The sequence below is a fragment of the Hyphomicrobium denitrificans 1NES1 genome (genome assembly GCF_000230975.2).
Classification (GTDB): domain Bacteria; phylum Pseudomonadota; class Alphaproteobacteria; order Rhizobiales; family Hyphomicrobiaceae; genus Hyphomicrobium_B; species Hyphomicrobium_B denitrificans_A.
Genome location: NC_021172.1, coordinates 1,228,592 through 1,251,155, shown reverse-complemented (window position 1 = coordinate 1,251,155; position 22,564 = coordinate 1,228,592). Strand labels below are relative to the sequence as shown.

General features: G+C 59.6%; 24 protein-coding genes. All 24 read right to left on the bottom strand.

Annotated features, from left to right (window positions below):
* Window positions 1–163 precede the first annotated feature (163 nt).
* The 24 genes from HYPDE_RS05965 to HYPDE_RS05850 all read right to left on the bottom strand — a co-directional run bounded on the left by HYPDE_RS05965 (window position 164) and on the right by HYPDE_RS05850 (window position 21,948).
* Complete coding sequence (locus HYPDE_RS05965; protein ID WP_015597499.1) at window positions 164–388, bottom strand: DUF1467 family protein; 225 nt, start codon at window positions 386–388, stop codon at window positions 164–166.
* A 45-nt stretch (window positions 389–433) separates the two neighbouring features.
* Complete coding sequence (gene mce / locus HYPDE_RS05960; RefSeq protein WP_015597498.1) at window positions 434–838, bottom strand: methylmalonyl-CoA epimerase; 405 nt, start codon at window positions 836–838, stop codon at window positions 434–436.
* A 54-nt stretch (window positions 839–892) separates the two neighbouring features.
* Window positions 893–2,608: a ribonuclease J gene (locus HYPDE_RS05955; RefSeq protein WP_015597497.1), complete on the bottom strand. Its 1,716-nt coding sequence runs from the start codon at window positions 2,606–2,608 to the stop codon at window positions 893–895.
* Window positions 2,605–3,378, bottom strand: a complete 774-nt coding sequence (locus HYPDE_RS05950) for a biotin--[acetyl-CoA-carboxylase] ligase (protein ID WP_015597496.1) — start codon at window positions 3,376–3,378, stop codon at window positions 2,605–2,607. The genes HYPDE_RS05955 and HYPDE_RS05950 overlap by 4 nt, the downstream gene beginning before the upstream one ends.
* Window positions 3,379–3,385: 7 nt before the next feature.
* Complete coding sequence (gene nuoN / locus HYPDE_RS05945) at window positions 3,386–4,846, bottom strand: NADH-quinone oxidoreductase subunit NuoN (RefSeq protein WP_015597495.1); 1,461 nt, start codon at window positions 4,844–4,846, stop codon at window positions 3,386–3,388.
* Window positions 4,847–4,857: 11 nt separating this feature from the next.
* Window positions 4,858–6,345: an NADH-quinone oxidoreductase subunit M gene (locus HYPDE_RS05940; protein WP_015597494.1), complete on the bottom strand. Its 1,488-nt coding sequence runs from the start codon at window positions 6,343–6,345 to the stop codon at window positions 4,858–4,860.
* Complete coding sequence (gene nuoL, locus HYPDE_RS05935; protein ID WP_015597493.1) at window positions 6,342–8,300, bottom strand: NADH-quinone oxidoreductase subunit L; 1,959 nt, start codon at window positions 8,298–8,300, stop codon at window positions 6,342–6,344. The genes HYPDE_RS05940 and nuoL overlap by 4 nt, the downstream gene beginning before the upstream one ends.
* 87 nt (window positions 8,301–8,387) lie before the next feature.
* Window positions 8,388–8,696, bottom strand: a complete 309-nt coding sequence (gene nuoK / locus HYPDE_RS05930) for an NADH-quinone oxidoreductase subunit NuoK (RefSeq protein ID WP_013215892.1) — start codon at window positions 8,694–8,696, stop codon at window positions 8,388–8,390.
* Window positions 8,693–9,340 carry an NADH-quinone oxidoreductase subunit J gene (locus HYPDE_RS05925; RefSeq protein WP_015597492.1) on the bottom strand — a complete coding sequence of 216 codons (648 nt, stop codon included), beginning with the start codon at window positions 9,338–9,340 and terminating at the stop codon, window positions 8,693–8,695. Before HYPDE_RS05925 ends, nuoK begins: the two co-directional genes overlap by 4 nt.
* Before the next feature lie 39 nt (window positions 9,341–9,379).
* Window positions 9,380–9,868 carry an NADH-quinone oxidoreductase subunit NuoI gene (gene nuoI / locus HYPDE_RS05920; protein WP_015597491.1) on the bottom strand — a complete coding sequence of 163 codons (489 nt, stop codon included), beginning with the start codon at window positions 9,866–9,868 and terminating at the stop codon, window positions 9,380–9,382.
* The gene (gene nuoH / locus HYPDE_RS05915) at window positions 9,865–10,935 is read right to left on the bottom strand and encodes an NADH-quinone oxidoreductase subunit NuoH (RefSeq protein WP_015597490.1); all 1,071 of its coding nucleotides are present in this window, start codon (window positions 10,933–10,935) and stop codon (window positions 9,865–9,867) included. The genes nuoI and nuoH overlap by 4 nt, the downstream gene beginning before the upstream one ends.
* A gap of 6 nt (window positions 10,936–10,941) precedes the next feature.
* Window positions 10,942–13,035 carry an NADH-quinone oxidoreductase subunit NuoG gene (gene nuoG / locus HYPDE_RS05910; RefSeq protein WP_015597489.1) on the bottom strand — a complete coding sequence of 698 codons (2,094 nt, stop codon included), beginning with the start codon at window positions 13,033–13,035 and terminating at the stop codon, window positions 10,942–10,944.
* 18 nt (window positions 13,036–13,053) lie between these two features.
* Window positions 13,054–14,340, bottom strand: a complete 1,287-nt coding sequence (gene nuoF, locus HYPDE_RS05905; protein WP_015597488.1) for an NADH-quinone oxidoreductase subunit NuoF — start codon at window positions 14,338–14,340, stop codon at window positions 13,054–13,056.
* Between the two features lie 5 nt (window positions 14,341–14,345).
* Window positions 14,346–15,548 (bottom strand): NADH-quinone oxidoreductase subunit NuoE, encoded by a 1,203-nt coding sequence (nuoE, locus tag HYPDE_RS05900; RefSeq protein ID WP_015597487.1) that lies wholly within the window; start codon window positions 15,546–15,548, stop codon window positions 14,346–14,348.
* A 252-nt stretch (window positions 15,549–15,800) separates the two neighbouring features.
* Window positions 15,801–16,283, bottom strand: coding sequence for a hypothetical protein (locus HYPDE_RS05895; protein WP_015597486.1), 483 nt, complete (start codon window positions 16,281–16,283; stop codon window positions 15,801–15,803).
* 233 nt (window positions 16,284–16,516) lie between these two features.
* Window positions 16,517–17,707 carry an NADH-quinone oxidoreductase subunit D gene (locus HYPDE_RS05890; protein WP_015597485.1) on the bottom strand — a complete coding sequence of 397 codons (1,191 nt, stop codon included), beginning with the start codon at window positions 17,705–17,707 and terminating at the stop codon, window positions 16,517–16,519.
* A gap of 2 nt (window positions 17,708–17,709) precedes the next feature.
* A complete protein-coding gene (locus tag HYPDE_RS05885; protein WP_041320059.1) occupies window positions 17,710–18,159 on the bottom strand; it encodes a thioesterase family protein in 450 nt (149 codons plus the stop codon).
* A gap of 11 nt (window positions 18,160–18,170) precedes the next feature.
* Window positions 18,171–18,470, bottom strand: coding sequence for a hypothetical protein (locus tag HYPDE_RS05880; RefSeq protein ID WP_015597483.1), 300 nt, complete (start codon window positions 18,468–18,470; stop codon window positions 18,171–18,173).
* Window positions 18,471–18,531: 61 nt separating this feature from the next.
* Window positions 18,532–19,131 carry an NADH-quinone oxidoreductase subunit C gene (locus HYPDE_RS05875; protein WP_015597482.1) on the bottom strand — a complete coding sequence of 200 codons (600 nt, stop codon included), beginning with the start codon at window positions 19,129–19,131 and terminating at the stop codon, window positions 18,532–18,534.
* Window positions 19,132–19,146: 15 nt separating this feature from the next.
* Entirely contained in the window at window positions 19,147–19,566 is a 420-nt protein-coding gene (locus tag HYPDE_RS05870) for a hypothetical protein (RefSeq protein WP_015597481.1), read from the bottom strand.
* A 23-nt stretch (window positions 19,567–19,589) separates the two neighbouring features.
* Complete coding sequence (locus tag HYPDE_RS05865; RefSeq protein ID WP_051112052.1) at window positions 19,590–20,117, bottom strand: NuoB/complex I 20 kDa subunit family protein; 528 nt, start codon at window positions 20,115–20,117, stop codon at window positions 19,590–19,592.
* 59 nt (window positions 20,118–20,176) lie between these two features.
* The gene (locus HYPDE_RS05860) at window positions 20,177–20,542 is read right to left on the bottom strand and encodes an NADH-quinone oxidoreductase subunit A (protein WP_015597479.1); all 366 of its coding nucleotides are present in this window, start codon (window positions 20,540–20,542) and stop codon (window positions 20,177–20,179) included.
* 513 nt (window positions 20,543–21,055) lie between these two features.
* A complete protein-coding gene (locus HYPDE_RS05855) occupies window positions 21,056–21,334 on the bottom strand; it encodes a hypothetical protein (protein WP_015597477.1) in 279 nt (92 codons plus the stop codon).
* A 362-nt stretch (window positions 21,335–21,696) separates the two neighbouring features.
* Window positions 21,697–21,948, bottom strand: a complete 252-nt coding sequence (locus HYPDE_RS05850; RefSeq protein WP_015597476.1) for a hypothetical protein — start codon at window positions 21,946–21,948, stop codon at window positions 21,697–21,699.
* Window positions 21,949–22,564 lie beyond the last annotated feature (616 nt).

Here is a 22,564-nt window from a genome sequence, read left to right as displayed (position 1 = left end):
GGCGAACGCACACGAAGAACCTGAAATGCCCCATCGGACGCTCGCTCATTGACGTCGCGCGGCGAGCCGCGCCTGACCATCCCGGAAACCAGGAATTGCGGCAAGCCGAATAGCCTTTTCAGGCTTTCGTTGCAACATGGTGGCGGCAAACCTCTGCCGCAGGTCAGATGTTCGCAATGACCGTATAGATTCCGGCAAACGCTATGGCGGTCACGACCGTATTGACGCAAAACACCTTGAGCAGATTGATCTTATGCGGCGCACTCTCGGGCGTGCCGGGCACCACCTCGCCCGCTTCCTCTTGCGTGTGCGCGAAAAATGGCAACACGGCAAAGAGCGTAATGAACCATAGGCAAAAGAACGTCGCGACCGCTACAGAGGTTCGCATCGTCGATTTCCTTCCAGCCTTCGGTCGCCGATATGCGGCCTGATTTCAAACCTGCTCCAGCTCGACGAGGGTGCCGCAAAAATCCTTCGGATGCAGGAACAGCACAGGCTTGCCGTGTGCCCCGATCTTGGGATTACCGTCGCCGAGTATGCGAGCTCCTTGTGCCCTCAACTGATCGCGCGAGGCCATGATGTCCTCGACCTCATAGCACACATGATGGATACCGCCATCTGGCGCTTTCTCAAGAAATTTCGCAATCGGCGAATTTTCGCCGAGCGGCTCGAGCAGCTCGATCTTCGTATTCGGCAGCTCGATGAAGATAACCGTCACGCCGTGCTCAGGTTGCTTAAGCGGCGGGCCGACTTTGGCGCCAAGGGCGTTTTTATAAACCGATGCAGCCTTTTCGAGATCTTTGACCGCGATGGCCACATGGTTCAAACGTCCTATCATGCGTCTTTCTCCAGGCTGCTGGTGAGCTTCGGGTGAGCGCGGCCGTCAGCGCGCTTAGCCCTTAGCTTCCACCACGGAGAGCAGCACTTTGACAACCGGCTTCTTGCCCCAGGCTTCGTTAATGGCCGCTCTCACGGCCCTCTGGACGGCCTCCTGCAGCATTGCGAGATCGCTGCGCCGCTTCGGCGGGATCGAACGGAACGTGCCGTCGATGGCATCGAATACGACTTCCCGCATCGCCTCGCCGCCCGCGTCGGCAGCCGGAATACCTTCAAGAACGAGCCCCGGCTCGCCGAGCACGTCTCCGCGACGCGATAACACCAGCGATACGACCGCTATGCCGACGAACGACAGCTTGCGGCGCGCTTTGACCGGACCTTCGACGTCGGGAACGATGAGATTGCCGTCGCGATAGAGCCGTCCGACCGGCGCTTCGTCTATGACCGAAGCTTCGCCCGGCCAGAGCTTGAGCATCTCGCCGTCGACGATCGTGAACGTTTCGTTGACCCCGCACGCGCGCGCAAGTTTCGCGTGCTCGCGTATATGGCGCGCTTCGCCATGCATCGGAACGGCAATCTTCGGACGAAGCCAGGCATACATGTCTTTGAGTTCGTCGCGCCTCGGATGCCCGGTGACATGGACCAATGCGTCCGCGTCCGTCACCAGATCGACGCCGAGACGCGCCAACCCATTCTGGATCTTCGCAACGGCCTTCTCATTTCCTGGAATCGTACGCGACGAAAAGATGATGAGGTCGCCCTTATCGAGCGAAATATCGGGATGCTCGCCCTCGGCGATCCGCGCGACCGCGGCGCGGCTTTCGCCCTGGCTGCCCGTACATAACACGAGGACCTTGTTACGCGGCAGATCGGAAAAGCGTTGCTGATCGAGATACGTGAAGCTTTCCGGCAGATAGCCCGTCTCTTTCGCAACTTCGATGATGCGGTGAAGCGCGCGGCCGGCGACGACAAGCGTGCGCCCTGACTTGCGCGCGGCCTCCGCGACCGACGCAATGCGCGCGACGTTCGACGCAAACAACGTCACCGCGACGCAATGCGGCGCATCGACGATAATCTTCGTAAGCGCGCGCGCAACGTCGGCTTCGGACGCCGACCGCCCCTCGCGCATCGCGTTCGTCGAATCCCCGACAATCGCGAGCACGCCTTCATCTCCGAGAGATTTGAGTTTTTCCGGCTCGTGCGGCCTGCCGACAACCGGCGTTGAATCGAATTTCCAATCGCCGGTGTGAAAAACAAGCCCGGCCGGTGTCCGGATCGCGATGCCGTTCGGCTCCGGAATCGAATGCGTGAGCCCGACGAACTCGATATCGAAAACACCGGCTTTAAAGCGCCCGCCGAGAGGAATGGTGCGGATGGGAAGCGCCGCCGTCCTCCCCGCCTCCCCGACCTTGGTCTTGACCATCCCTGCGGTGAAGGGTGTTGCAAAAATCGGGCATTCGAGCGAAGGCCAGAGATCGAGCACTGCGCCGATGTGATCTTCGTGCGCGTGCGTCAGGATCAAGCCTGCGAGATTTTTTCGGTCGGCGACGATGTAGCGAAGATCCGGCAGGACGACATCGGCCCCCGGTTCCGATTCATGCGGGAACGTCACGCCGAGATCGACCATCAGCCACGACCGGGCATTCGGAGGACCATAGCCATAGAGATAAGCATTCATGCCGATCTCACCAAGCCCGCCGAGCGCCATGAACACGAGCTCGTCGGCCTTGCCTTTATGTGCCCGCTGAGATGACCTGTCGCGCTCGCTCATGCATCCCCATCGTATGCGTCCGCTCCGCCGAGCGCCACGTCGCCGTGATTGATCTCGCGCACTTGCCCGTCGACCTCAGCAAGGAGCGCCCCGGTCTCGGCAAGCCCACGGTACGTTCCTGAGATCGGCCCGTCTTTCGAATTGACGGTCATCGCCTCGCCGATCGGCCCTGCCCGCTCCATCCAGGCGCGCCGAACGGCAGCAAAGTCGTCGCCGTTCCTCCAGATGTCGAGCCACCTAGGAAACTGCTCAGCTAGCGACGCGAGCAAAGCTGTGGGGGTCGGCGCCTGCGCGTGGCGGCTGAGCGACGTGACTGTACGGCCGAGATCGTCCGGATGAGACGAGAGGTTCAATCCAAAGCCCACGATTGCCAAAAAACCGGGGCTTCCCCGTGCGGAGGTGCTCTCAACCAGAATACCTCCCATCTTGGCGGCCCCCATCAGAATGTCGTTCGGCCATTTGAGGCGAAGCGGGGCGTCTTGCGCAAGATCCGTCGAGGCGCGAATGGCCTCCAAAAGCGAAATTCCGGCAATGAGTGACAATTGTCCCGCGTTTTCCATTGGAGCGGAACAACAGAAGGCAATGCTTGTATAGAGATTTCCCTCAGGCGAAACCCACGACCGGCCCGCTCGTCCGCGCCCCGCAGTCTGCCGGCCGGCGATCACCCAGAGCGGCAGGTCCTCGCCCTTGAGCGCCAGCCGCATTGCGTCGGCATTTGTCGAGTCCGTTTCATCGATGTGCAGGATGCGGGGTGTGGCCGAAGCATCCATCGCTATCTTAGAGCGCCTGTGCCGGCGCCAGCACAACGGCCGCGGCGGTCGCAGCATCGACAAGAGCCCCGCCTATGAGCGGGAGCACGAACAGAACAATGAAACCGGCCGAGAGAACCATGACCGCCGACACTTTACCTTCGCGCGGCTGGAAGGATTCGGCGCTTTCGTCGAAGAACATGATCTTGACGATTCTCAGATAGTAGAAAGCGCCGACGACGCTCGTGACGACGCCGATGACAGCCAATGGATAAAGGCCAGCTTTGATCGCAGCCAAAAAGACGTACCATTTGGCCCAGAAGCCGGCGAGCGGCGGAATGCCGGCGAGCGAGAACATCAAGAGCCCAAGAATTGACGCGTACGTAAGATCCGTCTTTGCGAGGCCCGCCAGATCCGCGATATCTTCGACGTTTTCGCCCTTGCGCCGCATGGCGAGGACGCACGCGAACGCGCCGAGCGTCATGGCGACGTAAATGGCGAGGTATAGCAGAACGCCCGCCGTGCCTTCGGTATTATTGGCCGAGAGCCCAACGAGCGCAAATCCGATATGGCCGATCGCGGAATAAGCAAGCAGGCGCTTGATGTTGGTCTGTCCGATTGCGGCGAAAGCACCAAGCACCATCGAGGCGATCGACAGGAAAATGACGATCTGCTGCCATTCTCCCGGAACGCCCGGGATTGCCGCCTGAGTGAAGCGCACCATCATCGCCATCGCGGCAACCTTGGCGGCGCTCGCAAGAAACACCGTCACCGGCGTCGGCGCACCCTGGTAGACGTCCGGCGTCCACATGTGGAACGGCACCGACGAGATCTTGAAGGCGATGCCCACAAGCACGAAGACGAGACCGAACGTCAAGCCAATGTTCGACACCATATCGGGAAGCTGGGTTGCCGCGGCAATGGCGCCGTACCCCGTCGCACCGGTGACACCGTAAAGCAGCGAGGCGCCGTAAAGATATAGCCCCGAGGCAAGCGCGCTCAGGACGAAGTATTTAAGTCCCGCTTCGCTCGATCTGACGTTATCGCGCTTGAACGCGGTGATGACGTAGAGCGAGAGATTCTGCAGTTCAAGGCCAAGGTAAAGCGTGATCAGATCGTTCGCCGACACCATCAGCATCATGCCGAGTGCAGCGAGGAGGATCAGAACCGGATACTCGAACACCATCAGCCGGGCACGCGCGAAACTGTCAAACGTCAGAACGAGCGACAGGACGGCAGCAACCAGAATCATGGTCTTGAAAAAGCGTGTCAGCGGATCCGACACGAAGGCGCCTTCGAATGCGCGCGAGACGCCACTCTGTTCGAAAATGGCGATGATGGCGGCGACGAGCACGCCGATGGCGAGCCAGCCCATGAGACGGCCGGTTCTCTCTCCCGCCGAGCTGAAGACACCGAGCATCAAGAGCGCAAGGGCGCCGAGCGCCAGGATCAGCTCCGGCGAAACGATGTTGAGAAGCGCGCTGTCCATCGGTCAATTCCTCATGGCGCCAGGAGAGCGGCGGCCGTGTGCTGGGCATTCTGATAATTCTGCACGAGATTCTTGACCGACGTCGCCGTCACATCGAGAACGGGCGCCGGGTAGAACCCATAGAAGATCGTCAGCAGTATAAGCGGCGCGAGAATAGCGACCTCGCGCGGCGAGAGATCCAGGATGCTCCGGAGGTTCGCCTTCTCGAGCACGCCGAAAATAATGCGTCTGTAAAGATAGAGTGCGTAAGCGGCCGACAAGATGATGCCGGTCGTCGCCAGAATAGCAACCCAGGTGTTGGCTTTGAAGGCTGCCATCAGCGTCAGGAATTCGCCGATGAAGCCGCTGGTTCCGGGCAGGCCGACGTTGGCCATCGTGAATACCATGAAGGCCGCCGCATATTTCGGCATGCGCTCGACGAGTCCGCCATAGGCTGCAATCTCGCGCGTGTGCATGCGGTCGTAGATGACGCCGACACACAGGAACAGCGCGGATGAAACGAGGCCGTGCGACAGCATCTGAAAGATCGCGCCGTCGATGCCCTGTTGCGAGCCCGTGAAAATACCCATCGTGACGTAGCCCATGTGCGCGACGGACGAATAGGCGATGAGCTTCTTCATATCCTCCTGCACGAGCGCCACGAGAGACGTGTAGATGATCGCGACGATCGACAGCGAGAAGACGAAAGGAGCGAGATCAGCCGAGGCATTGGGAAACATCGGCAACGAGAACCGCAGGAACCCGTATCCGCCCATTTTGAGAAGAATGCCCGCGAGAATGACGGAGCCGGCGGTCGGCGCCTCGACGTGCGCATCGGGAAGCCACGTATGTACCGGCCACATCGGCATCTTCACCGCGAACGAGGCAAAGAACGCAATCCACAGCCACCACTGCATCTCCGGCGGGAACTTGGTCTGCAGAAGAGTCGGGATATCCGTCGTCCCCGCGTGCCAGTACATTGCCATCATCGCGAGCAGCATCAGCACCGAGCCGAGCAGCGTATAGAGGAAGAACTTGAAGCTCGCATAGACGCGCCGCTTGCCGCCCCAGACGCCGATGATGATGAACATCGGGATGAGGCCGCCTTCGAAGAACAGATAGAACAGCACGAGATCAAGCGCCGAGAAGACGCCAAGCATCAGCGTCTCAAGCACGAGGAACGCGATCATGTATTCCTTGACGCGGTTCTGCACCGACACCCAGCTGGCGAGGATGCAGAGCGGCATCAGGAACGTCGTCAAAATAATAAACAGCATCGAGATGCCGTCGACGCCGAGCTTGTATTTCAGCGGACCGAGCCAAGCGTGCTCCTCGACGAACTGGAAGCCCGTCGCCGTCGTATCGAAGTCCCACCAGATCAGGAGCGAGACGAAGAACGTGACGAGCGTCGTCCAGAGCGCGATCCAGCGTGCGTTCTGCTTTGCTTCCGCATTCTGCGCGGCAATCAATAGCGCACCAACGAGCGGCAGGAAGGTGACGACCGAGAGGATGTTGTTCATTTGAACACCCCGGCGAAAAGCCCGTTATAGGTGAGCCAAGTCATGAGCGCTGCAACACCAACCAACATCGCGAAAGCATAGTGGTAGAGGTATCCCGTCTGAAGACGTACGACCCTCGCCGTAACACGGCCGACGCCCGCCGCCGTCCCGTCGACCGCACCGTCGATGACGGCGCCATCGCCGCCCTTCCACAGGAGCCGACCGATCGCGAACGCGCCGCGCACGAAGATCAGATCGTAGAGTTCGTCGAAATACCACTTGTTGAGCAGGAAAAGATAAAGCGGCTTAAAGGCCCGCGCCGTCGCAGCGGGCAACCAGGGGGCCCGGATATAGTAGACCCAGGCAATCGCGAAGCCGATCAGCATCGCAACGAACGACGAGTAGCTCACCCATTCCGGCACGTTGTGCATTTCGTGCAGGACGTGGTTCGTATCGGACCGGAACAGTGCCGCTCCCCAGAACGCCTGCTCTTCATGGCCGACGAAATAGCCGTAGAATGCGACGCCAGCCACGATCGCGCCGAGTGACAAGACGGCGAGCGGCAACAGCATCGTCATCGGGCTCTCGTGCGCGTGCTCGAACGTGTGATGATCGGCGCGCGTCTCGCCGTAGAAGGTCATGAAGATGAGACGCCAGGAGTAGAACGACGTCATCAGTGCGCCGATGACGAGAAGCCAGAAGGCATAGTTATTCGGCGTGGCCGCCGCGTAAGCCGCTTCGATAATCGCATCCTTGGAATAGAACCCGGCAAATCCCGTGAGATGCGGAATGCCGACGCCCGTGATCGCCAGCGTGCCGACGATCATCGCCGCGAACGTCAGCGGGATCTTTTTACGCAAGCCGCCCATCAAGCGCATGTCCTGCTCATGATGCATCGCGTGGATCACCGAACCCGAGCCAAGGAACAGGAGGGCCTTGAAAAACGCGTGCGTGAAGAGATGGAAAATGCCTGCTCCATATGCGCCGACACCGCAGGCGACAAACATGTAGCCAAGCTGCGAGCACGTCGAATAGGCGACCACGCGCTTGATGTCGTTCTGGACAAGTCCGACCGTCGCCGCGAAGAACGCCGTCACCGCGCCGATCAGCGTCACGAATTTCAGCGCATCGGGCGCCAGCTCGAAGATCGGCGACAGCCGCGCCACCATGAACACACCGGCCGTCACCATCGTCGCGGCATGGATCAACGCCGAGACGGGCGTCGGACCTTCCATGGCGTCCGGAAGCCACGTGTGCAGCAGGAACTGCGCCGACTTGCCCATCGCGCCCATGAACAGCAGCAGCGATAGCGTCGTCAGGATATCGACCTCGTGTCCAGCGAAGATGAACGTCTTGCCGACGATGCCCGGTGCCGCTGCGAAGATCGCGTCGAGATTGACAGTGCGGAAGACGTAGAACAGCCCGAAGATACCGAGAGCGAACCCGAAATCGCCGACACGGTTGACGACGAACGCCTTGATGGCCGCAGCATTCGCCGACGGCTTCTTGTACCAGAATCCAATGAGCAAATAGGATGCGAGGCCGACCCCTTCCCATCCGAAGAACATCTGCACGAGGTTGTCGCTCGTCACCAGCATCAGCATGGCGAACGTGAAGAGCGAGAGATACGCAAAGAAACGAGCGCGCGAGTCGTCCTCGTGCATGTAGCCGATGGAATAGAGATGCACGAGGGATGACACCGTCGTGACGACGACCAGCATTACCGCCGTCAGCGTGTCGATCTTGAGGGCCCAGGACGTGTCGAGTTCACCCGACGTGATCCAGCGCATCAGCGTGACGGCGTGCGTCTCGTGGCCGAATGCGACTTGAACGAAGACCACCCACGAGAGCACTGCCGCTATAAACAGGAGCGCCGTGGTAATGACTTCGCTTGGGCGATCTCCGATGATGCGGCCGAAGAGGCCGGCGATCAGCGCGCCAGCGAGCGGCAACAGGACGATTGTCGCGTAGATCATGCGATCATATTCCCCCTATTCCCGAAACGCCCGTTCAACGACGAGCAGAGGGAACGATGCACAAATTTGCCGAAAGCCGATCACGCCTCACCCCTTCATCATGTTGACGTCTTCGACCGCAATCGAACCCCGATTGCGATAGTAGACGACGATGATTGCGAGGCCGATGGCCGATTCAGCGGCTGCCACCGTCAGCACGAACAGTGCAAACACCTGGCCGACGAGATCGGCGTTGAAATGCGAGAAGGCGACCAGATTGATGTTCACCGCAAGCAGGATCAACTCGATCGACATCAGGATGACGATGACATTCTTGCGGTTGATGAAAATGCCGAAGACGCCAAGCGTAAAAAGGCAGGCGGCGACCGTCAGATAGTGTCCGAGCCCAATGGTCATTCCGCAGCCTCCCGGCGCTTGCTTGCGGGGATCACCGATCCGCCGGTTGGAACTTTGACGACCTCGAGCGTTTTGGCCGGATCGCGCGAAACCTGCTCCGCGATCGACTGACGCTTGACGCCGACGCGATGTTTCAACGTCAGCACGATGGCGCCGATCATAGCGACGAGCAGGATCACTCCCGAGGTCTGAAACAGGTAGACGTACTTCGTATAGAGAATCTGCCCGAGGGCTGCTGTGTTGGTCACGCCGGAGCCGGCAACGGGTATGGGCGCCGCAGCGTTAATCGTCGACGCAATGTTGAGACCGCGGTAGCTGAAAAGAACGACGAGCTCGGCCAGAACGACACCGCCGATAATGGCTCCGATCTTGGCGTTCTTTATGAATCCCGCTTTCAACGCCGCGAAATCGACGTCGAGCATCATCACGACGAACAGGAAGATGACCGACACCGCCCCGACGTACACGATGACCAGCAGCATCGCGAGGAATTCAGCACCGAGCAGCACGAAAAGTCCGGCGGCATTGAAGAACGCCAGCACGAGAAACAGCACCGCGTGCACGGGATTCCTGGCGAGGATGACCATCGCGCCGGACGCGACTGCCAACACCGCAAAGAGATAGAAGAAACCTGCCTCCGCCATCGTTGTCGTTCTTCCTGTTATCCCTTCGGAGCGAGCGAATTATCTATATTTTGCGTCGAGCGCTATATTCTTCGCGATCTCGCGTTCCCAGCGGTCGCCGTTCGAGAGCAACCGTTCCTTGTCGTAGAAAAGCTCTTCACGCGTTTCCGTCGCGAATTCGAAATTGGGCCCTTCGACGATGGCGTCCACGGGGCACGCTTCCTGGCAGAGTCCGCAATAGATGCATTTCGTCATGTCGATGTCGTAGCGCGTCGTTCGGCGTGTTCCATCGTTACGGCGCGGGCCTGCTTCGATCGTGATGGCCTGCGCCGGACAGATAGCCTCGCAGAGCTTGCAGGCGATGCAACGCTCTTCGCCGTTCGGATAGCGCCGGAGCGCGTGCTCTCCACGGAAGCGCGGCGATAGCGGGCCTTTTTCGTAAGGATAGTTCAGCGTCTTTTTCGGCGCGAAGAAGTACCGGACCGTCAACACGAACGCAGCGACGATTTCCGTCAGCAACAGCGACTTTGTAGCGCGTGCGACGCTCATGACAGAAAACCTCCGAATCTGAGCACTGCGGCCGTCACGACGACCATAAACAGCGACAGCGGCAGAAACACCTTCCAGCCGAGCCGCATCAGCTGATCGTAGCGGTAGCGCGGCAGGAGCGCCTTCATCATCGCAAACATGAAGAAGACGAAAACAACCTTGATCAGGAACCAGAAAACGCCCGGAACCGCGTTCAGCGGCCAGACGTCGACCGGCGGCAGCCAGCCGCCGAGGAACAGAATCGTCGTCAGCGCGCACATCGTGACGATCGCCACATACTCACCGAGCATGTAGAGCAGATAAGGCGTCGACGAGTATTCCACCATGAATCCGGCGACGAGTTCCGATTCCGCTTCGACGAGATCGAACGGCGTCCGGTTGGTTTCGGCAAGAGCCGAGATGAAGAACACGACGAACATCGGGAAAAGCGGCAGCCAGTACCAGTCGAGCAGCGAGTTCGTCATGCCCGCCCGCGTCCCGAGTCCCGCCCTCTGCGCATTGACGATGTCGGTCATATTGAGCGAGCCGACGCACAGCAGCACGCAAATGATGACGAAGCCGATCGAGACTTCATACGACACCATCTGCGCCGCGGACCGGAGACTGCCCATGAAGGGGTATTTCGAGTTCGACGCCCAGCCGCCCATGATGATGCCGTAAACGCCGAGCGAGGAGATTGCGAGCAGGTAGAGAATTCCGACGTTCATGTCGGAGATAACCCACTTGCCCCATATATTTTGATCGATCGGAATGACGGCCCAGGCCGACAGCGCAAACATTGCCGTCGCGAGCGGAGCAAGAAGGAAAACGGCCTTATCGGCGCCCGCAGGAATCAACGGCTCCTTGAACACGAACTTCAGAAGGTCGGCAAACGACTGAAACAAGCCGAACGGTCCGACGACGTTCGGTCCCCGGCGCATCTGCACGGCGGCCCATACCTTGCGGTCGAACAGCAGAAGAAACGCAATAATGACCAAGAGCCCGACAAGCATCAGGAGCGACCAGCTGATAATGATCAGCAGGTTCCAGCCGTAGTCGGTCATGAATGTTTGCAGAGTCTCGAGCATCGTTTCCTATTCCGCCGCGCTGAGCCCCTGGTCGCGGGCGCTTCGAAGCGCACTCATTCCGGCCATGACAGCCGAAGCCCGCGCGACCGCGTTCGTTAGATAGAAGTCCTCGATCGCCGATGCGAACGGCGTTGCCGTCGCCTGCCCCGAAAGCTTTGCGAGCGTTTCGAGGCCCGAGACGGCGCGAACTTCAACCGAGTCGATCTCGGCAAGCTGCGGCGCTGCTCTGTACATCGCCGCTCGCAGGTCTTTCAATGTATCGTACGGGAGCGTCGCGCCGACACGCGCCGAAAGCGCGCGAACGATCGTCCAGTCCTCCTTGGCGCTGCCCGGCGAGAACGCCGCTTTGACCGTCTGCTGCACGCGGCCTTCCGTATTGACGTAAGTTGCGCTCTTTTCAGTATAGGCGGCAGCCGGGAGAATGACGTCAGCGCGCTCGGCCCCACGATCGCCGTGGCTACCCTGATAGACGACGAACGCCGACCCGAGCTTGGAAAGATCGCATTCGTCGGCTCCGAGCAGATAGATGAAGTCCATTCCGCCGCTTAGAATTCCGGCAACGTCCTTGCCGCCCTTGCTGGGCACGAAACCGAGATCGAGACCGGCAACGCGCCCTGCCGCCGTGTGAAGCACGTTGAAGCCGTTCCACGCCGCGTCTTTGCCTGCCGACGTCGCAATGGCAATGCGCGCTACCAGCGAAAGAACCGCAAGCCCGTCCGGCCGTGCAAAGGCACCCTGCCCGACGATCACCATCGGCCGCTGGGCCGATTTCAAAACTTCCGCGAAGGCATGCTTGCCGCTCGCGACTTCGGCCAGCGTCTCGGATCCCGCGCCAAGATATTCATAGGGATAAGAGAGATCGACCTTCGCACCGATGAGCGCAATCTTCGTCGGCGTCGATCGCCAGCGCTTGCGAATGCGCGCGTTGAGCACCGGCGCTTCGAGCCGCGGATTAGACCCGACAATCAGAATCGCGTCCGCCTGCTCGATGCCTTCGATCGACGAATTGAAAACGTAGCTGGCGCGGCCAAGCTTTGGATCGAGCTTGTCGCCCGCCTGCCGGCAATCGAGCGACGTCGCTCCAAGGCGCCCGAGCAGATCCTTGAGCGCGAACATTTCTTCCGCACCCGCCAGATCGCCCGCGATCGCACCTATCTTGTCCGGCGATGCCGCTTTGAGTCTATCCGCAACGAGGCCCAGCGCCTCATCCCAGCTCGCGGGCTCAAGCCGCCCACCCTTGCGAATGTAAGGTTGATCGAGCCGCTGAATCTTTAAACCGTCCGCAACGTGACGCGTTTTGTCCGAAATCCATTCTTCATTTACGGCATCGTTGTTGCGCGGCAGGATGCGCATGACGGCACCGCCCCGCGTATCGACACGAATTGCAGAGCCGAGCGCATCCATCGCGTCGATCGTCTCGGTCGATTCCATTTCCCACGGGCGCGCCGCGAAGGCCCAAGGCCGGTGCGTCAGCGCGCCAACCGGGCAGAGATCGACGGCATTGGCGCTCATCTCCGACATGATCCCGCGTTCGAGATACGTCGTGATTTCTGCGTCCTCACCGCGGCCGATGAGACCGAGTTCTTCGACGCCAGCAACTTCCGTCATGTAGCGAACGCAACGCGTGCAGTGGATGCAGCGCGTCATGATCGTCTTGATCAGCGGCCCGATATGCTTCTCTTCAACCGCACGCTTGTTCTCATGGAAGCGAGAGCCGCCCATGCCGAATGCCATCGCCTGGTCCTGCAGATCGCACTCGCCGCCCTGATCGCAGATCGGACAGTCGAGCGGATGGTTGATGAGCAGGAATTCCATCACGCCTTCGCGGGCTTTCTTGACCAGCGGCGACGTCGTGCTGATGATCTTTGGAGAGCCGTCCTTATTCGGCGGCAGATCGTTGACGAGCATCGCGCAGGAAGCAATGGGCTTCGGCGAGCCCTGCACCTCGACGAGGCACATACGGCAATTGCCGGCGATCGACAGGCGTTCGTGATAACAGAACCGCGGGATGACCGCGCCGGCCATCTCGCAGGCGTGCATCAGCGTCGTGCCGTCCTCGACCTCGATCGCCGCGCCGTCAATGATGAGTTGCTTTGGCATTGCTCGTTGTCCGCCGCCCTACTCCGCCGCCATACGCGCATGCTTCGCCTGATACTGGTCGATGCGCTCTTCAATGACAGGACGGAAATTCTTGATCAATCCCTGCACCGGCCACGCTGCCGCATCGCCTAGCGCACAAATCGTGTGGCCTTCAATCTGCTTCGTCACGTCAAAGAGAAGATCGATTTCGCGTTTTTCCGCTTGCCCGCGTTCCATGCGTTCGAGAACCCGCCACATCCAGCCCGTGCCTTCGCGGCAGGGCGTGCACTGACCGCAGCTCTCGTGCTTATAGAAATAAGAGATGCGCCGTATAGCTCCGATGATGTCCGTCGACTTGTCCATGACGATCACGGCCGCGGTACCGAGGCCCGAACCGAGCTTGCCCAGCGCGTCGAAATCCATCGTCACGTTCATGGCCTGCTCGGCCGTGATGCAACGAACCGATGACCCGCCCGGAATGACCGCCAGCAGATTATCCCAGCCGCCGCGAATGCCGCCGCAATGCTTGTCGATCAGCTCCTTGAGCGGAATGCCCATCTCTTCTTCGACGGTGCACGGACGCTCGACGTGGCCGGAAATCTGAAACAGCTTGGTGCCGGTGTTGTTCGGCAGGCCCAACGCAGCAAACCAGCTCGAGCCGCGACGAAGAATTTCGCCCGTAACGGCAATACTCTCGACGTTGTTGATCGTCGTCGGCGCGCCATAGAGACCGACGTTGGCAGGGAACGGTGGCTTCAGCCTCGGCTGCCCCTTCTTGCCTTCGATGCTCTCAAGCATCGCTGTCTCTTCGCCGCAAATATAGGCGCCCGCGCCGTGATGCACGACGAGGTCGAAATCCCAGCCGTGAACATTGTTCTTGCCGATGAGCTTCGCTTCGTAAGCTTCATCGATCGCCCGCTGCAGCGCCTCACGCTCGCGAATGTATTCGCCGCGCACATAGATGTAGCTCGTGCGCGCCCGCATCGCGAAGGACGCAAGCAACGCACCCTCGATTAAGAGATGCGGATCGTGGCGCAGGATTTCGCGATCCTTGCAGGAGCCCGGCTCTGATTCATCTGCATTGATGACGAGGTAGCTCGGACGCTGGTCTGCCTTCGGCATGAACGACCACTTGAGACCGGTCGGAAATCCGGCGCCGCCGCGTCCCCTGAGCCCCGACTTCTTCACCTCGTCGATGATGTAGTCGTGACCCTTGTCGATAAAGAACTTCGTGCCGTCCCAAGCACCCCGGCTTATCGCGCCTTTGAGTCCGGCGTGATGAAAGCCATAGAGATTGCGAAAGATGCGGTCGCGATCATGAAGCATGCGAGCTAGTCCTTCGGCCTTTCGCCGGCTTTAGTCTCAGGTCGCCAACCCGACGCGAGCTTTTGTGCCTGCTCGATCCATTTATCTCGTGTCACGCGCCCCTTGAACCCATCAAGCCGGCCTTCGAACCAAGCGATGTTTTCAGGCGTCCATTTGGCGATCTGATCGAAGTGCCAGATGCCGATTGAATTCAGCTTTTCGACCATCTTGTCGGCAACGCCCCAGATCAACGACAGATCGTCACCTTTGCCGCCGCGCGGCTCGCTCAACAGTTCCGGATCTTTGATCCCGCGCGCCGCAGCGATCGCCTGATCGCGCTGCATGTCGGCTTTGATCTTGTCGAGCTCACCCGCCGACAATGCCTTACCGCCGCCACGCGCTTCGAGTTCCTTGACGAGACCGGTGTTCGCCATCGCAGTCAGCGCAGCTGGGTGAACAGGCGGCGCTGCATTCGGAGACGACGGAGAGGACCCTTCTGCGACAGCCGCTTTATGGGTCGGCGATGCCAGAGCCGAAGGCGGCGTTGTCTCTTCCGCCTTGTCGCTCGCTCCCGATGTCTCCTCGAAACGCTTCTTCCAGGCGCCGATCGTCGAACCATCGTAAAGCGATTTATCCGTCAGGCTGGTCGGTCCGGTTGCGGGGCACGAGGCCGTACGACCCGTTTGCGATCCCCACTTCGGCGGTTTGCCCGCGACAAAACCATCGAGAATTTTTTCAAACTGCTCGGGCGTCAAGTCCTCGAACGTATCTTTGCCGATCTGGGCGACCGGAGCGTTCGCGCAAACGCCAATGCACTCGACCTCCTCCCACGACAGTGTGCCATCTTCGTTAGGAGTGTGCGGGTGTTCGTTGATGCGATGCTGGCAAACAGCGATCAGATCGCGCGAGCCGCGCAGCATGCACGGCGTCGTTCCACAGACCTGCACGTGCGCCTTCGTCCCGACCGGCGACAACTGAAACATCGTGTAGAAGGTCGCGATCTCCATGCCTCGGATGTAGGCCATGCCGAGAAGATCGCAAACGGCGCGGATCGCAGGCTCTGGGAGCCATCCGCCCGATTGCTCTTGTGCGCGCCATAGCAACGGAATGACGGCGGACGCCTGCTTACCCGGCGGATACTTGGCTATCGTCTCTCGCGCCCACGCAAGGTTCTCCGCTGAAAAAGTGAAGTCAGCGGGTTGATCCGGATGCACTCGGCGAACTGCCATCAACGGCTCCTGAAAACCACGGTCGCACGGCGCCGAATATAACGTGGTCGGGTCAGACGAACGACCTTGCCCCGCCACGCCAATGCCGACTCTTGCAAATCGACATTACCCTTCGAGCGTCAACACGGTCCAGTACGCGGAAGATGACGACTAGGCAAGGATTTGCAGATGCGGCGAAAGCATGATGCGACCGTGACAAACAGCGATCAGGTGCGACCAATAGTTCTCCACTGTCACACCGTTTGATGGGGATCAAGGAGCCTTGTCGGGTGCGGGAGGGTTGGGAACGGCAAGCGAAGAATCGGGTTTCAAAATTCCACGCCGCTGAAGCGTTTCAGCCGGACGTTCCGTCGCCCACCGGCGCTCGGCAAAACCGAGTGGCGCTGCGAGCCAGCCAAGCAGAAGCAGGAACGTCGCAATGGGCGCCAGGATCAGCGAGAGCTGCGAGGCGACGCGCAGAAACCCCGTCCACAGCGCCGCGAACAAGAGGCCGAAGGCGATGATCACCCAACCGCCGTCGTCGGCACCCCTCGCCGTCGCGAAGATCAGCCCGGCAAATAGTCCGGCAAGTCCGATAAGCACCGGAATGAAGGGGGCGTCGGCCTGCAGCGCTCCCATGGGCCAGCCGCGCGACCGGGCAAAAAGCCGATAAGTAGAAAGACTTAAACCCCAACCCAGCGCTGCGACCGCCAACAGGAAGAGATTGTCGACGATTGGGCTTGCACCATAGACCATACGCATCACCTCGGGTTCGGTTGCGACCGGAGAAACACGAGGTGTGTTGTGCCAGGGGTTTACGGCAGATGCTAGTCCACCTCAGAGCCTGAGCTAGCCCGTTTCCGGAGCCACCCTTCGGGATGTCGGCGTCCCAGGATCGGCGCGAGGTTGCCTAACGCTTAGGCAGATATTTTGCAGCCAACCGTACGGACCGAAAGGCGTACGAGAGGCAATCTCCCGACGCTCAGCTCTTAGCGGTCGATCTCTCCGAAAACGATATCGAGAGACCCGAGAATGGCCGAGACGTCCGCCAGCATGTGACCCCGGTTCATGAAGTCCATAGCCGCGAGGTGCGGGAAACCCGGTGCACGGATCTTGCAGCGGTACGGCTTATTCGAGCCATCCGCCACGAGATAGACGCCGAACTCGCCCTTCGGCGCTTCAACCGCTGCGTAGACATCGCCCGCCGGCACGTGAAAGCCTTCGGTGTAGAGCTTGAAGTGATGGATCAGGGCTTCCATCGAGCGCTTCATCTCTCCGCGCTTCGGCGGCACGACCTTCTTGTTCTCGACGACGTGCGGCCCCTGGCCGCTAGCCGATTTCAGCAGCTCGCAGCACTGCTTCATGATCTTCGTCGATTCACGCATTTCCTGCATGCGGATCAGATAGCGATCGTAGCAGTCGCCGTTCTTGCCGACCGGAATATCGAAATCGAGATCGGCGTAGCATTCGTAGGGTTGTGCCTTGCGCAAATCCCACGCTGCGCCCGAGCCGCGAACCATCACGCCGGAAAAGCCCCAGGCGAAAGCATCATCCAACGAGACGACGCCGATATCGACGTTGCGCTGCTTGAAGATGCGGTTTTCCGTCAAAAGCACGTCGATATCGTCGACGACTTTCAGGAACGGATCGCAGAAGGCATAGATGTCGTCGATCAGCTTTTCGGGCAAATCCTGGTGCACGCCGCCGATGCGGAAATACTTGGCGTGCATACGCGCTCCCGACGCGCGCTCGTAGAACACCATCAACTTCTCGCGTTCCTCGAACCCCCAAAGCGGCGGCGTCAATGCGCCGACGTCCATGGCCTGGGTCGTGACGTTCAAGAGATGCGATAGGAGACGGCCGATCTCGGAATAGAGCACTCGGATAAGCTGCGCCCGGCGCGGAACGGAGATACCCAGAAGCCGCTCGGCCGCCAGGCAAAAGGCGTGCTCCTGGTTCATCGGCGCAACGTAGTCGAGGCGATCGAAATAGCCGATCGCCTGCATGTACGTCTTGTGCTCGATGAGTTTCTCGGTGCCACGATGCAGAAGGCCGATATGCGGATCGACACGCTCGACGACTTCACCGTCGAGTTCCAGCACGAGGCGCAGCACGCCGTGCGCCGCCGGATGCTGCGGCCCGAAATTGATATTGAAGTTGCGAATTTCCGTTTCGGCCATTTTCAACCAGTTCCCCGCGTAATTGGAGAAAGACGCGCGCGCTTCGCCTTGTCGTTCACGCGCTGCTCGAACTTCTCCCAATCGACGATCATGCGCTGATGCTCGCCCTCGCCGATCAGGTCAATGCCGTCGTGGGCTTTAACGTGGAAAAAGATGCGACGCCCCGCGACTTTGGTGCACTCGGCCTCGACCGTGACCGTTTGCCCTGGAACCGTCGCGGCGACATGCGACACATTGATATGCACGCCAAGCGAGCCCTCGCCCGGATCGAGATGCGGGTCGATGATGTGGAGGCACGTCCATTCCATCAGCCCGACCATGAAGCCCGTCGCAAAGACCGTCGGCATGAGCTGGAACTCGCGGGCTTCCGGATAAAGATGCGGCACCGTCTTCGTCGCCGGGACGCGAAACGAAAACTGGGTGCGCGCGCCAGCCTGAAGCGAAGGTTTCACCGCGGCAGTCCTCACAGCCTGTCATTCAAATTGCGGATCGTTATATAGAGGTTTGACGCCGTGGCCGCGACCGAAAAGAGCCCTAACGCAAATGACGGCAGGCTTGGCGCCGCAGTGCGGCCGATCAGCGGATATATGAACTCGCCGCCGACTGCGATGATCACGACGCCAAGCGGAATGACGACTGTCGCGTAAGGCAGGAACCGGCTCAGAACACCAAAAATCACGCCCGCGAGCGCGCGCGGCCAATCGAGTACGAATGCAGCGACCATCAATCCGGCCGAAATGGCTACATTCGTTTCAAATTCCATTCATATGCTCAAGTTTACGGGGTGATGTGAAACGCGAGCAGTTCGAACGCTTGCGCGCCCGTCATGAACGATGTGCCTTTTCGTCGCCCGGCAGGATGTAGTTCGGCCCTTCCCACGGACTTTCGAAATCGAAGTCGCGAAATTCCTGCGTAAGCTTGACCGGCTCGTAGACGACACGCTTCTTTATGTCGTCGTAGCGAACCTCGACATAGCCGGTCAGCGGGAAGTCCTTGCGCAGCGGATGCCCCTGGAAGCCGTAGTCGGTCAGGATGCGCCTGAGATCCGGATGCCCGACGAAGCGGATGCCGTAAAGGTCGTAGGCTTCGCGCTCATACCAGTTGGCGGCCGGGAACACGTCGTTGACGCTCGGCACGGGCGACGTCTCGTCTGTCGCGATCTTGACGCGCAGCCGCTGATTGAGACGCGGCGACAGGAGATGATAGACGACGTCGAACCGGGCCTCGCGCTCGGGATAGTCGACGCCGCAGATATCGATCAGAACCTCGAACCGGCACTTGGAATCGTCACGCAGCATCTTGAGGACTTCAACAATGCGGTCGCGTGGGACTGAAATCGACGCCTCGTCGAAAGCTGTGCTGGAGGCCAGAATTTCCGCTCCGAAAAGCGTGCCGACGTGACTTACAAGACTTGCGATATCCATCAGAGCAGCATCCGCTTAGGGCTTTTTGTCAATTCGCGTGAGATCGGAACAACCGGCAGTCGCCTCCGCTCCCGGTTCGATGTAACAGGCCGCGATGTGATCGTCGCCGAGAATCCGACCTTCGGTCACGCTTTTCGCGGCCGTCGAGGTCCATGCGAACGATGTATTGTCCGGGAAAACGATACCAAAGAAATCGCGACGGCCGCCCTCATAGACGAAATATCCGCGAAAACGACGATCGGTCTGTTCGGTGACATGAACCGTGCGGTCTCGCGTTCGAAGGCCATAGATGTCGCCAATCGACTTCGTGTGACCCGACCAAGTGCCGATAAGGCTCGGGCCATCATTCTCGGCGAAGGACGGCTGCGGTGCGGCAACGGCCCCTACGAAAGCAGAAAGGACACCTGCAACGGCATGGATCAGGTGACGGTTCACGGGTAGGACCTTTCCGAGTGTGCCTATCTCTCGATCGTTCCCGTCCGGCGGATTTTACGTTGTAGCAGCAGGATGCCATAAACCAACGCTTCGGCGGTCGGCGGGCAACCCGGGACATAAACATCAACAGGCACGATGCGATCGCATCCGCGAACGACAGCGTAGGAGTAGTGGTAATAGCCGCCGCCGTTGGCGCAGCTTCCCATGGAGATGACGTAGCGCGGCTCGGGCATCTGGTCGTAGACCTTGCGCAGCGCCGGGGCCATTTTGTTGGTGAGCGTGCCAGCGACGATCATGACGTCGGACTGCCGCGGCGAAGCACGCGGCGCGAAACCGAACCGCTCGAGGTCGTAGCGCGGCATCGACGCTTGCATCATCTCGACGGCGCAGCACGCGAGTCCAAATGTCATCCACATCAGCGAGCCGGTTCGCGCCCAATTAATGAGATCGTCCACCGTCGTAACGAGAAAGCCCTTGTCGGCCAGCTCGTCCGAAATTCCGGTAAAGAAGGCATCATCAGGACGGGAGACCGGAGCAGCAGCGCCAGACATACCTTCGCGCGCCTTGTCGAATGTCCGATCGAAGACAAGGTGCCCGTCGTTCGTGCGTATCACTCCCATTCGAGCGCACCCTTCTTCCACTCGTAGATGAAGCCGATCGTCAGCACGCCCAGAAACGCCATCATCGACCAGAATCCGAACAGGCCGATTTCCTTGAACGCCACGGCCCAGGGAAACAGAAACGCGATTTCGAGATCGAAGACGATGAACAGGATCGACACGAGATAAAACCTCACGTCGAACTTCATGCGCGCATCGTCGAAGGCGTTGAACCCGCATTCGTACGCGGACACTTTCTCAGGGTCCGGATTGCGGTACGCAACCAGAAACGGCGCCACCATGAGGGCCGCGCCGATGAGCAGCGCAACACCGATAAAAATCGCTATTGGTAGGTAATGAGCAGTTAGATCGACCATCGCATCTCGTCCACTTCGGGCACGGAGCCTGCAAAGGCGCACGATGCCGCCGCGCACGTCCCGGTGTTAACCCAGGTCCTACTGCGGTGCAACTCGGGAGTGCCCCAAACGGCTGGGACTATATGTCTAGCAGAAAAGACCCTGAGACTTACCCGATGCGGTGGCAGGCGACCTCCTGCCGCAGGAACCGCCGCCCTTCAATGCCGACAGCGTTCCCTGCCGGTCCGTCGTTCCCACCAACGCCCTCATGAGGCTTGAGCCGCCGCGCTGCGATCTTCGTCTGCCTGCACATCCGGACATAGACATAGCCCGGTCAGCGCGACGACGACATTCGGACGGCGATAACGGACGATTCGGAATGCCCACGCGCAGTCCATCGGCAATATTTGTGGATTGGGTATTTGCTCTTAATGCCGCCCAGGCTGCCGCAGGCATGCGTCAGGCCGATCTCGGTGCACTGTAACATACCAAAGAGGCGCGAAGCGCGATCCGCTCCGCACCTCTTTGTCATGATCAACCGGCCTTCTTGGTGATCTTTTTCGAAGTGAGGTGCTTGTGAACGTGCTTCGAAGCAAGGTGCTTGTGCGTCTTCTTCGATGCGACGTGCTTATGCGTATGCTTGAGCGAGAGATGCGTCTTCGAAGATTTTGAAACAACGTGCTTATGATGCGAGACGTGGGCAACGTGATGGGGATGATGAAGCGTCTTGGCATCTTTGTCGTGGGCGCTCGCCACACCGCCACCAAGCATCATTGCAGCGGCAGCTAATGCGACGGTCAAAGTGGTCTTCATAGGTCGGCTCCTAGGTGCATAGCGTCACTCGGACGCGAAGGTGCTTCTTCTAGGAGCGCGATCCTGTCCGGTTGATGAATATTTCAGTTTGCCGATCATACCCTTTCGTAAGCTTTCTTAAGACGATGGGTCGAAGCGGCGTCTGCCGTCATCAGCGCGGGACATGTTCAAAGAAAATGTTCTCAGCCGAAGGAGGCTGCAGAAAATGGAAGGGCGCCAGCTTCGGGGGAAAGCGGACGCCCGGGACGCAGCAAGTACGGGGGATTGTATTGTGCGTCTGTCGCTCCGAGGGAAGAGCGGACAGAATTTATATCATCCCCGACCGGCCCAGTCGCTGATTCAAATACGACCGATATCCTACCTTAGTACCAGCAGATGCGCCGGCCATAACGCCAATAGCAGTGCGGATAGGCGTAGCCCCAGGCTGGATAATAGCCCCAGCCGCGGTGGCCCCAATAACCCCGATGGCCGTAATATCCGCGACCGTAAAAGCCATGGCGATATCCATGCCAGTGTCCGTAGCCGCGACCGTGATAGGCCTCGGCCGACGCCGAGAACCCGACGACGGCTAAAGCGGCGAAAGCAGCTGCTGCAAGTTGTTTGGTTGATGTCATAGGAAGCTCCCAGTTACCGAACTGCAATGCTTCCAACAACGCGCGAAAATTGAACTTCCGCTGTCTCGTGCGGCTTACTTCTTCGTATATTAGATGAGCGTTTATTCAGGGAATTCAGCTGCATGCCGGCCGAGTCCGGCCGACGGTTGTCGCAGCCAAGCGGCCGGACCGACCCGAATATCCCGCCATGCAGTGGGGTATTCGGTTTTGAAGCCTTTAGCTGTAGCCATTCGCATTTTGCACACGCTTCGAAGACTCCAAGAGTCGCTTTGCGCATAAGCCCGCACGGTCACGCAAAGACGCGACCGCCTTACATTTTGCGTCCAACTCTAGGTTCGTATGTTGCCGGTCAATCGGCAAACGGCATCGCGACAACTATATCGCAATACGATAGACCAATCGCGAACGTCCTCCACGATGAGCGAGATGATATTTGGCAAGGCGTCTTCAGAGTTTCCACTGCATAATTCTCATCGAAGACACACTGCGCGAGGCTAAATCGATATCTGCTCCGCAACAGAAAGGCTCGAACCTCTGCACGAAAACGGTTCCATTATCGCGATTCGATCATTAGTGCGTCATGTCAGCGCCACGCGTCTCATTTTGATACTGAGCG

Excerpts from the sequence above, each read along its gene's own strand:
- HYPDE_RS05855 (WP_015597477.1), bottom strand. The coding sequence starts at position 21,334 with ATGAAGACCACTTTGACCGTCGCATTAGCTGCCGCTGCAATGATGCTT.
- nuoH (WP_015597490.1), bottom strand. The coding sequence starts at position 10,935 with ATGCTCGAGACTCTGCAAACATTCATGACCGACTACGGCTGGAACCTG.
- HYPDE_RS05850 (WP_015597476.1), bottom strand. The coding sequence starts at position 21,948 with ATGACATCAACCAAACAACTTGCAGCAGCTGCTTTCGCCGCTTTAGCC.
- nuoL (WP_015597493.1), bottom strand. The coding sequence starts at position 8,300 with ATGATCTACGCGACAATCGTCCTGTTGCCGCTCGCTGGCGCGCTGATC.
- nuoF (WP_015597488.1), bottom strand. The coding sequence starts at position 14,340 with ATGCTTCATGATCGCGACCGCATCTTTCGCAATCTCTATGGCTTTCAT.
- HYPDE_RS05890 (WP_015597485.1), bottom strand. The coding sequence starts at position 17,707 with ATGGCCGAAACGGAAATTCGCAACTTCAATATCAATTTCGGGCCGCAG.
- HYPDE_RS05860 (WP_015597479.1), bottom strand. The coding sequence starts at position 20,542 with ATGGTCGATCTAACTGCTCATTACCTACCAATAGCGATTTTTATCGGT.
- HYPDE_RS05955 (WP_015597497.1), bottom strand. The coding sequence starts at position 2,608 with ATGAGCGAGCGCGACAGGTCATCTCAGCGGGCACATAAAGGCAAGGCC.
- HYPDE_RS05950 (WP_015597496.1), bottom strand. The coding sequence starts at position 3,378 with ATGGATGCTTCGGCCACACCCCGCATCCTGCACATCGATGAAACGGAC.
- HYPDE_RS05940 (WP_015597494.1), bottom strand. The coding sequence starts at position 6,345 with ATGAACAACATCCTCTCGGTCGTCACCTTCCTGCCGCTCGTTGGTGCG.
- HYPDE_RS05925 (WP_015597492.1), bottom strand. The coding sequence starts at position 9,340 with ATGGCGGAGGCAGGTTTCTTCTATCTCTTTGCGGTGTTGGCAGTCGCG.
- HYPDE_RS05880 (WP_015597483.1), bottom strand. The coding sequence starts at position 18,470 with ATGGAATTTGAAACGAATGTAGCCATTTCGGCCGGATTGATGGTCGCT.
- HYPDE_RS05865 (WP_051112052.1), bottom strand. The coding sequence starts at position 20,117 with ATGTCTGGCGCTGCTGCTCCGGTCTCCCGTCCTGATGATGCCTTCTTT.
- nuoG (WP_015597489.1), bottom strand. The coding sequence starts at position 13,035 with ATGCCAAAGCAACTCATCATTGACGGCGCGGCGATCGAGGTCGAGGAC.
- nuoI (WP_015597491.1), bottom strand. The coding sequence starts at position 9,868 with ATGAGCGTCGCACGCGCTACAAAGTCGCTGTTGCTGACGGAAATCGTC.
- HYPDE_RS05965 (WP_015597499.1), bottom strand. The coding sequence starts at position 388 with ATGCGAACCTCTGTAGCGGTCGCGACGTTCTTTTGCCTATGGTTCATT.
- HYPDE_RS05895 (WP_015597486.1), bottom strand. The coding sequence starts at position 16,283 with ATGGTCTATGGTGCAAGCCCAATCGTCGACAATCTCTTCCTGTTGGCG.
- mce (WP_015597498.1), bottom strand. The coding sequence starts at position 838 with ATGATAGGACGTTTGAACCATGTGGCCATCGCGGTCAAAGATCTCGAA.
- nuoK (WP_013215892.1), bottom strand. The coding sequence starts at position 8,696 with ATGACCATTGGGCTCGGACACTATCTGACGGTCGCCGCCTGCCTTTTT.
- nuoE (WP_015597487.1), bottom strand. The coding sequence starts at position 15,548 with ATGGCAGTTCGCCGAGTGCATCCGGATCAACCCGCTGACTTCACTTTT.
- nuoN (WP_015597495.1), bottom strand. The coding sequence starts at position 4,846 with ATGGACAGCGCGCTTCTCAACATCGTTTCGCCGGAGCTGATCCTGGCG.
- HYPDE_RS05875 (WP_015597482.1), bottom strand. The coding sequence starts at position 19,131 with ATGGATATCGCAAGTCTTGTAAGTCACGTCGGCACGCTTTTCGGAGCG.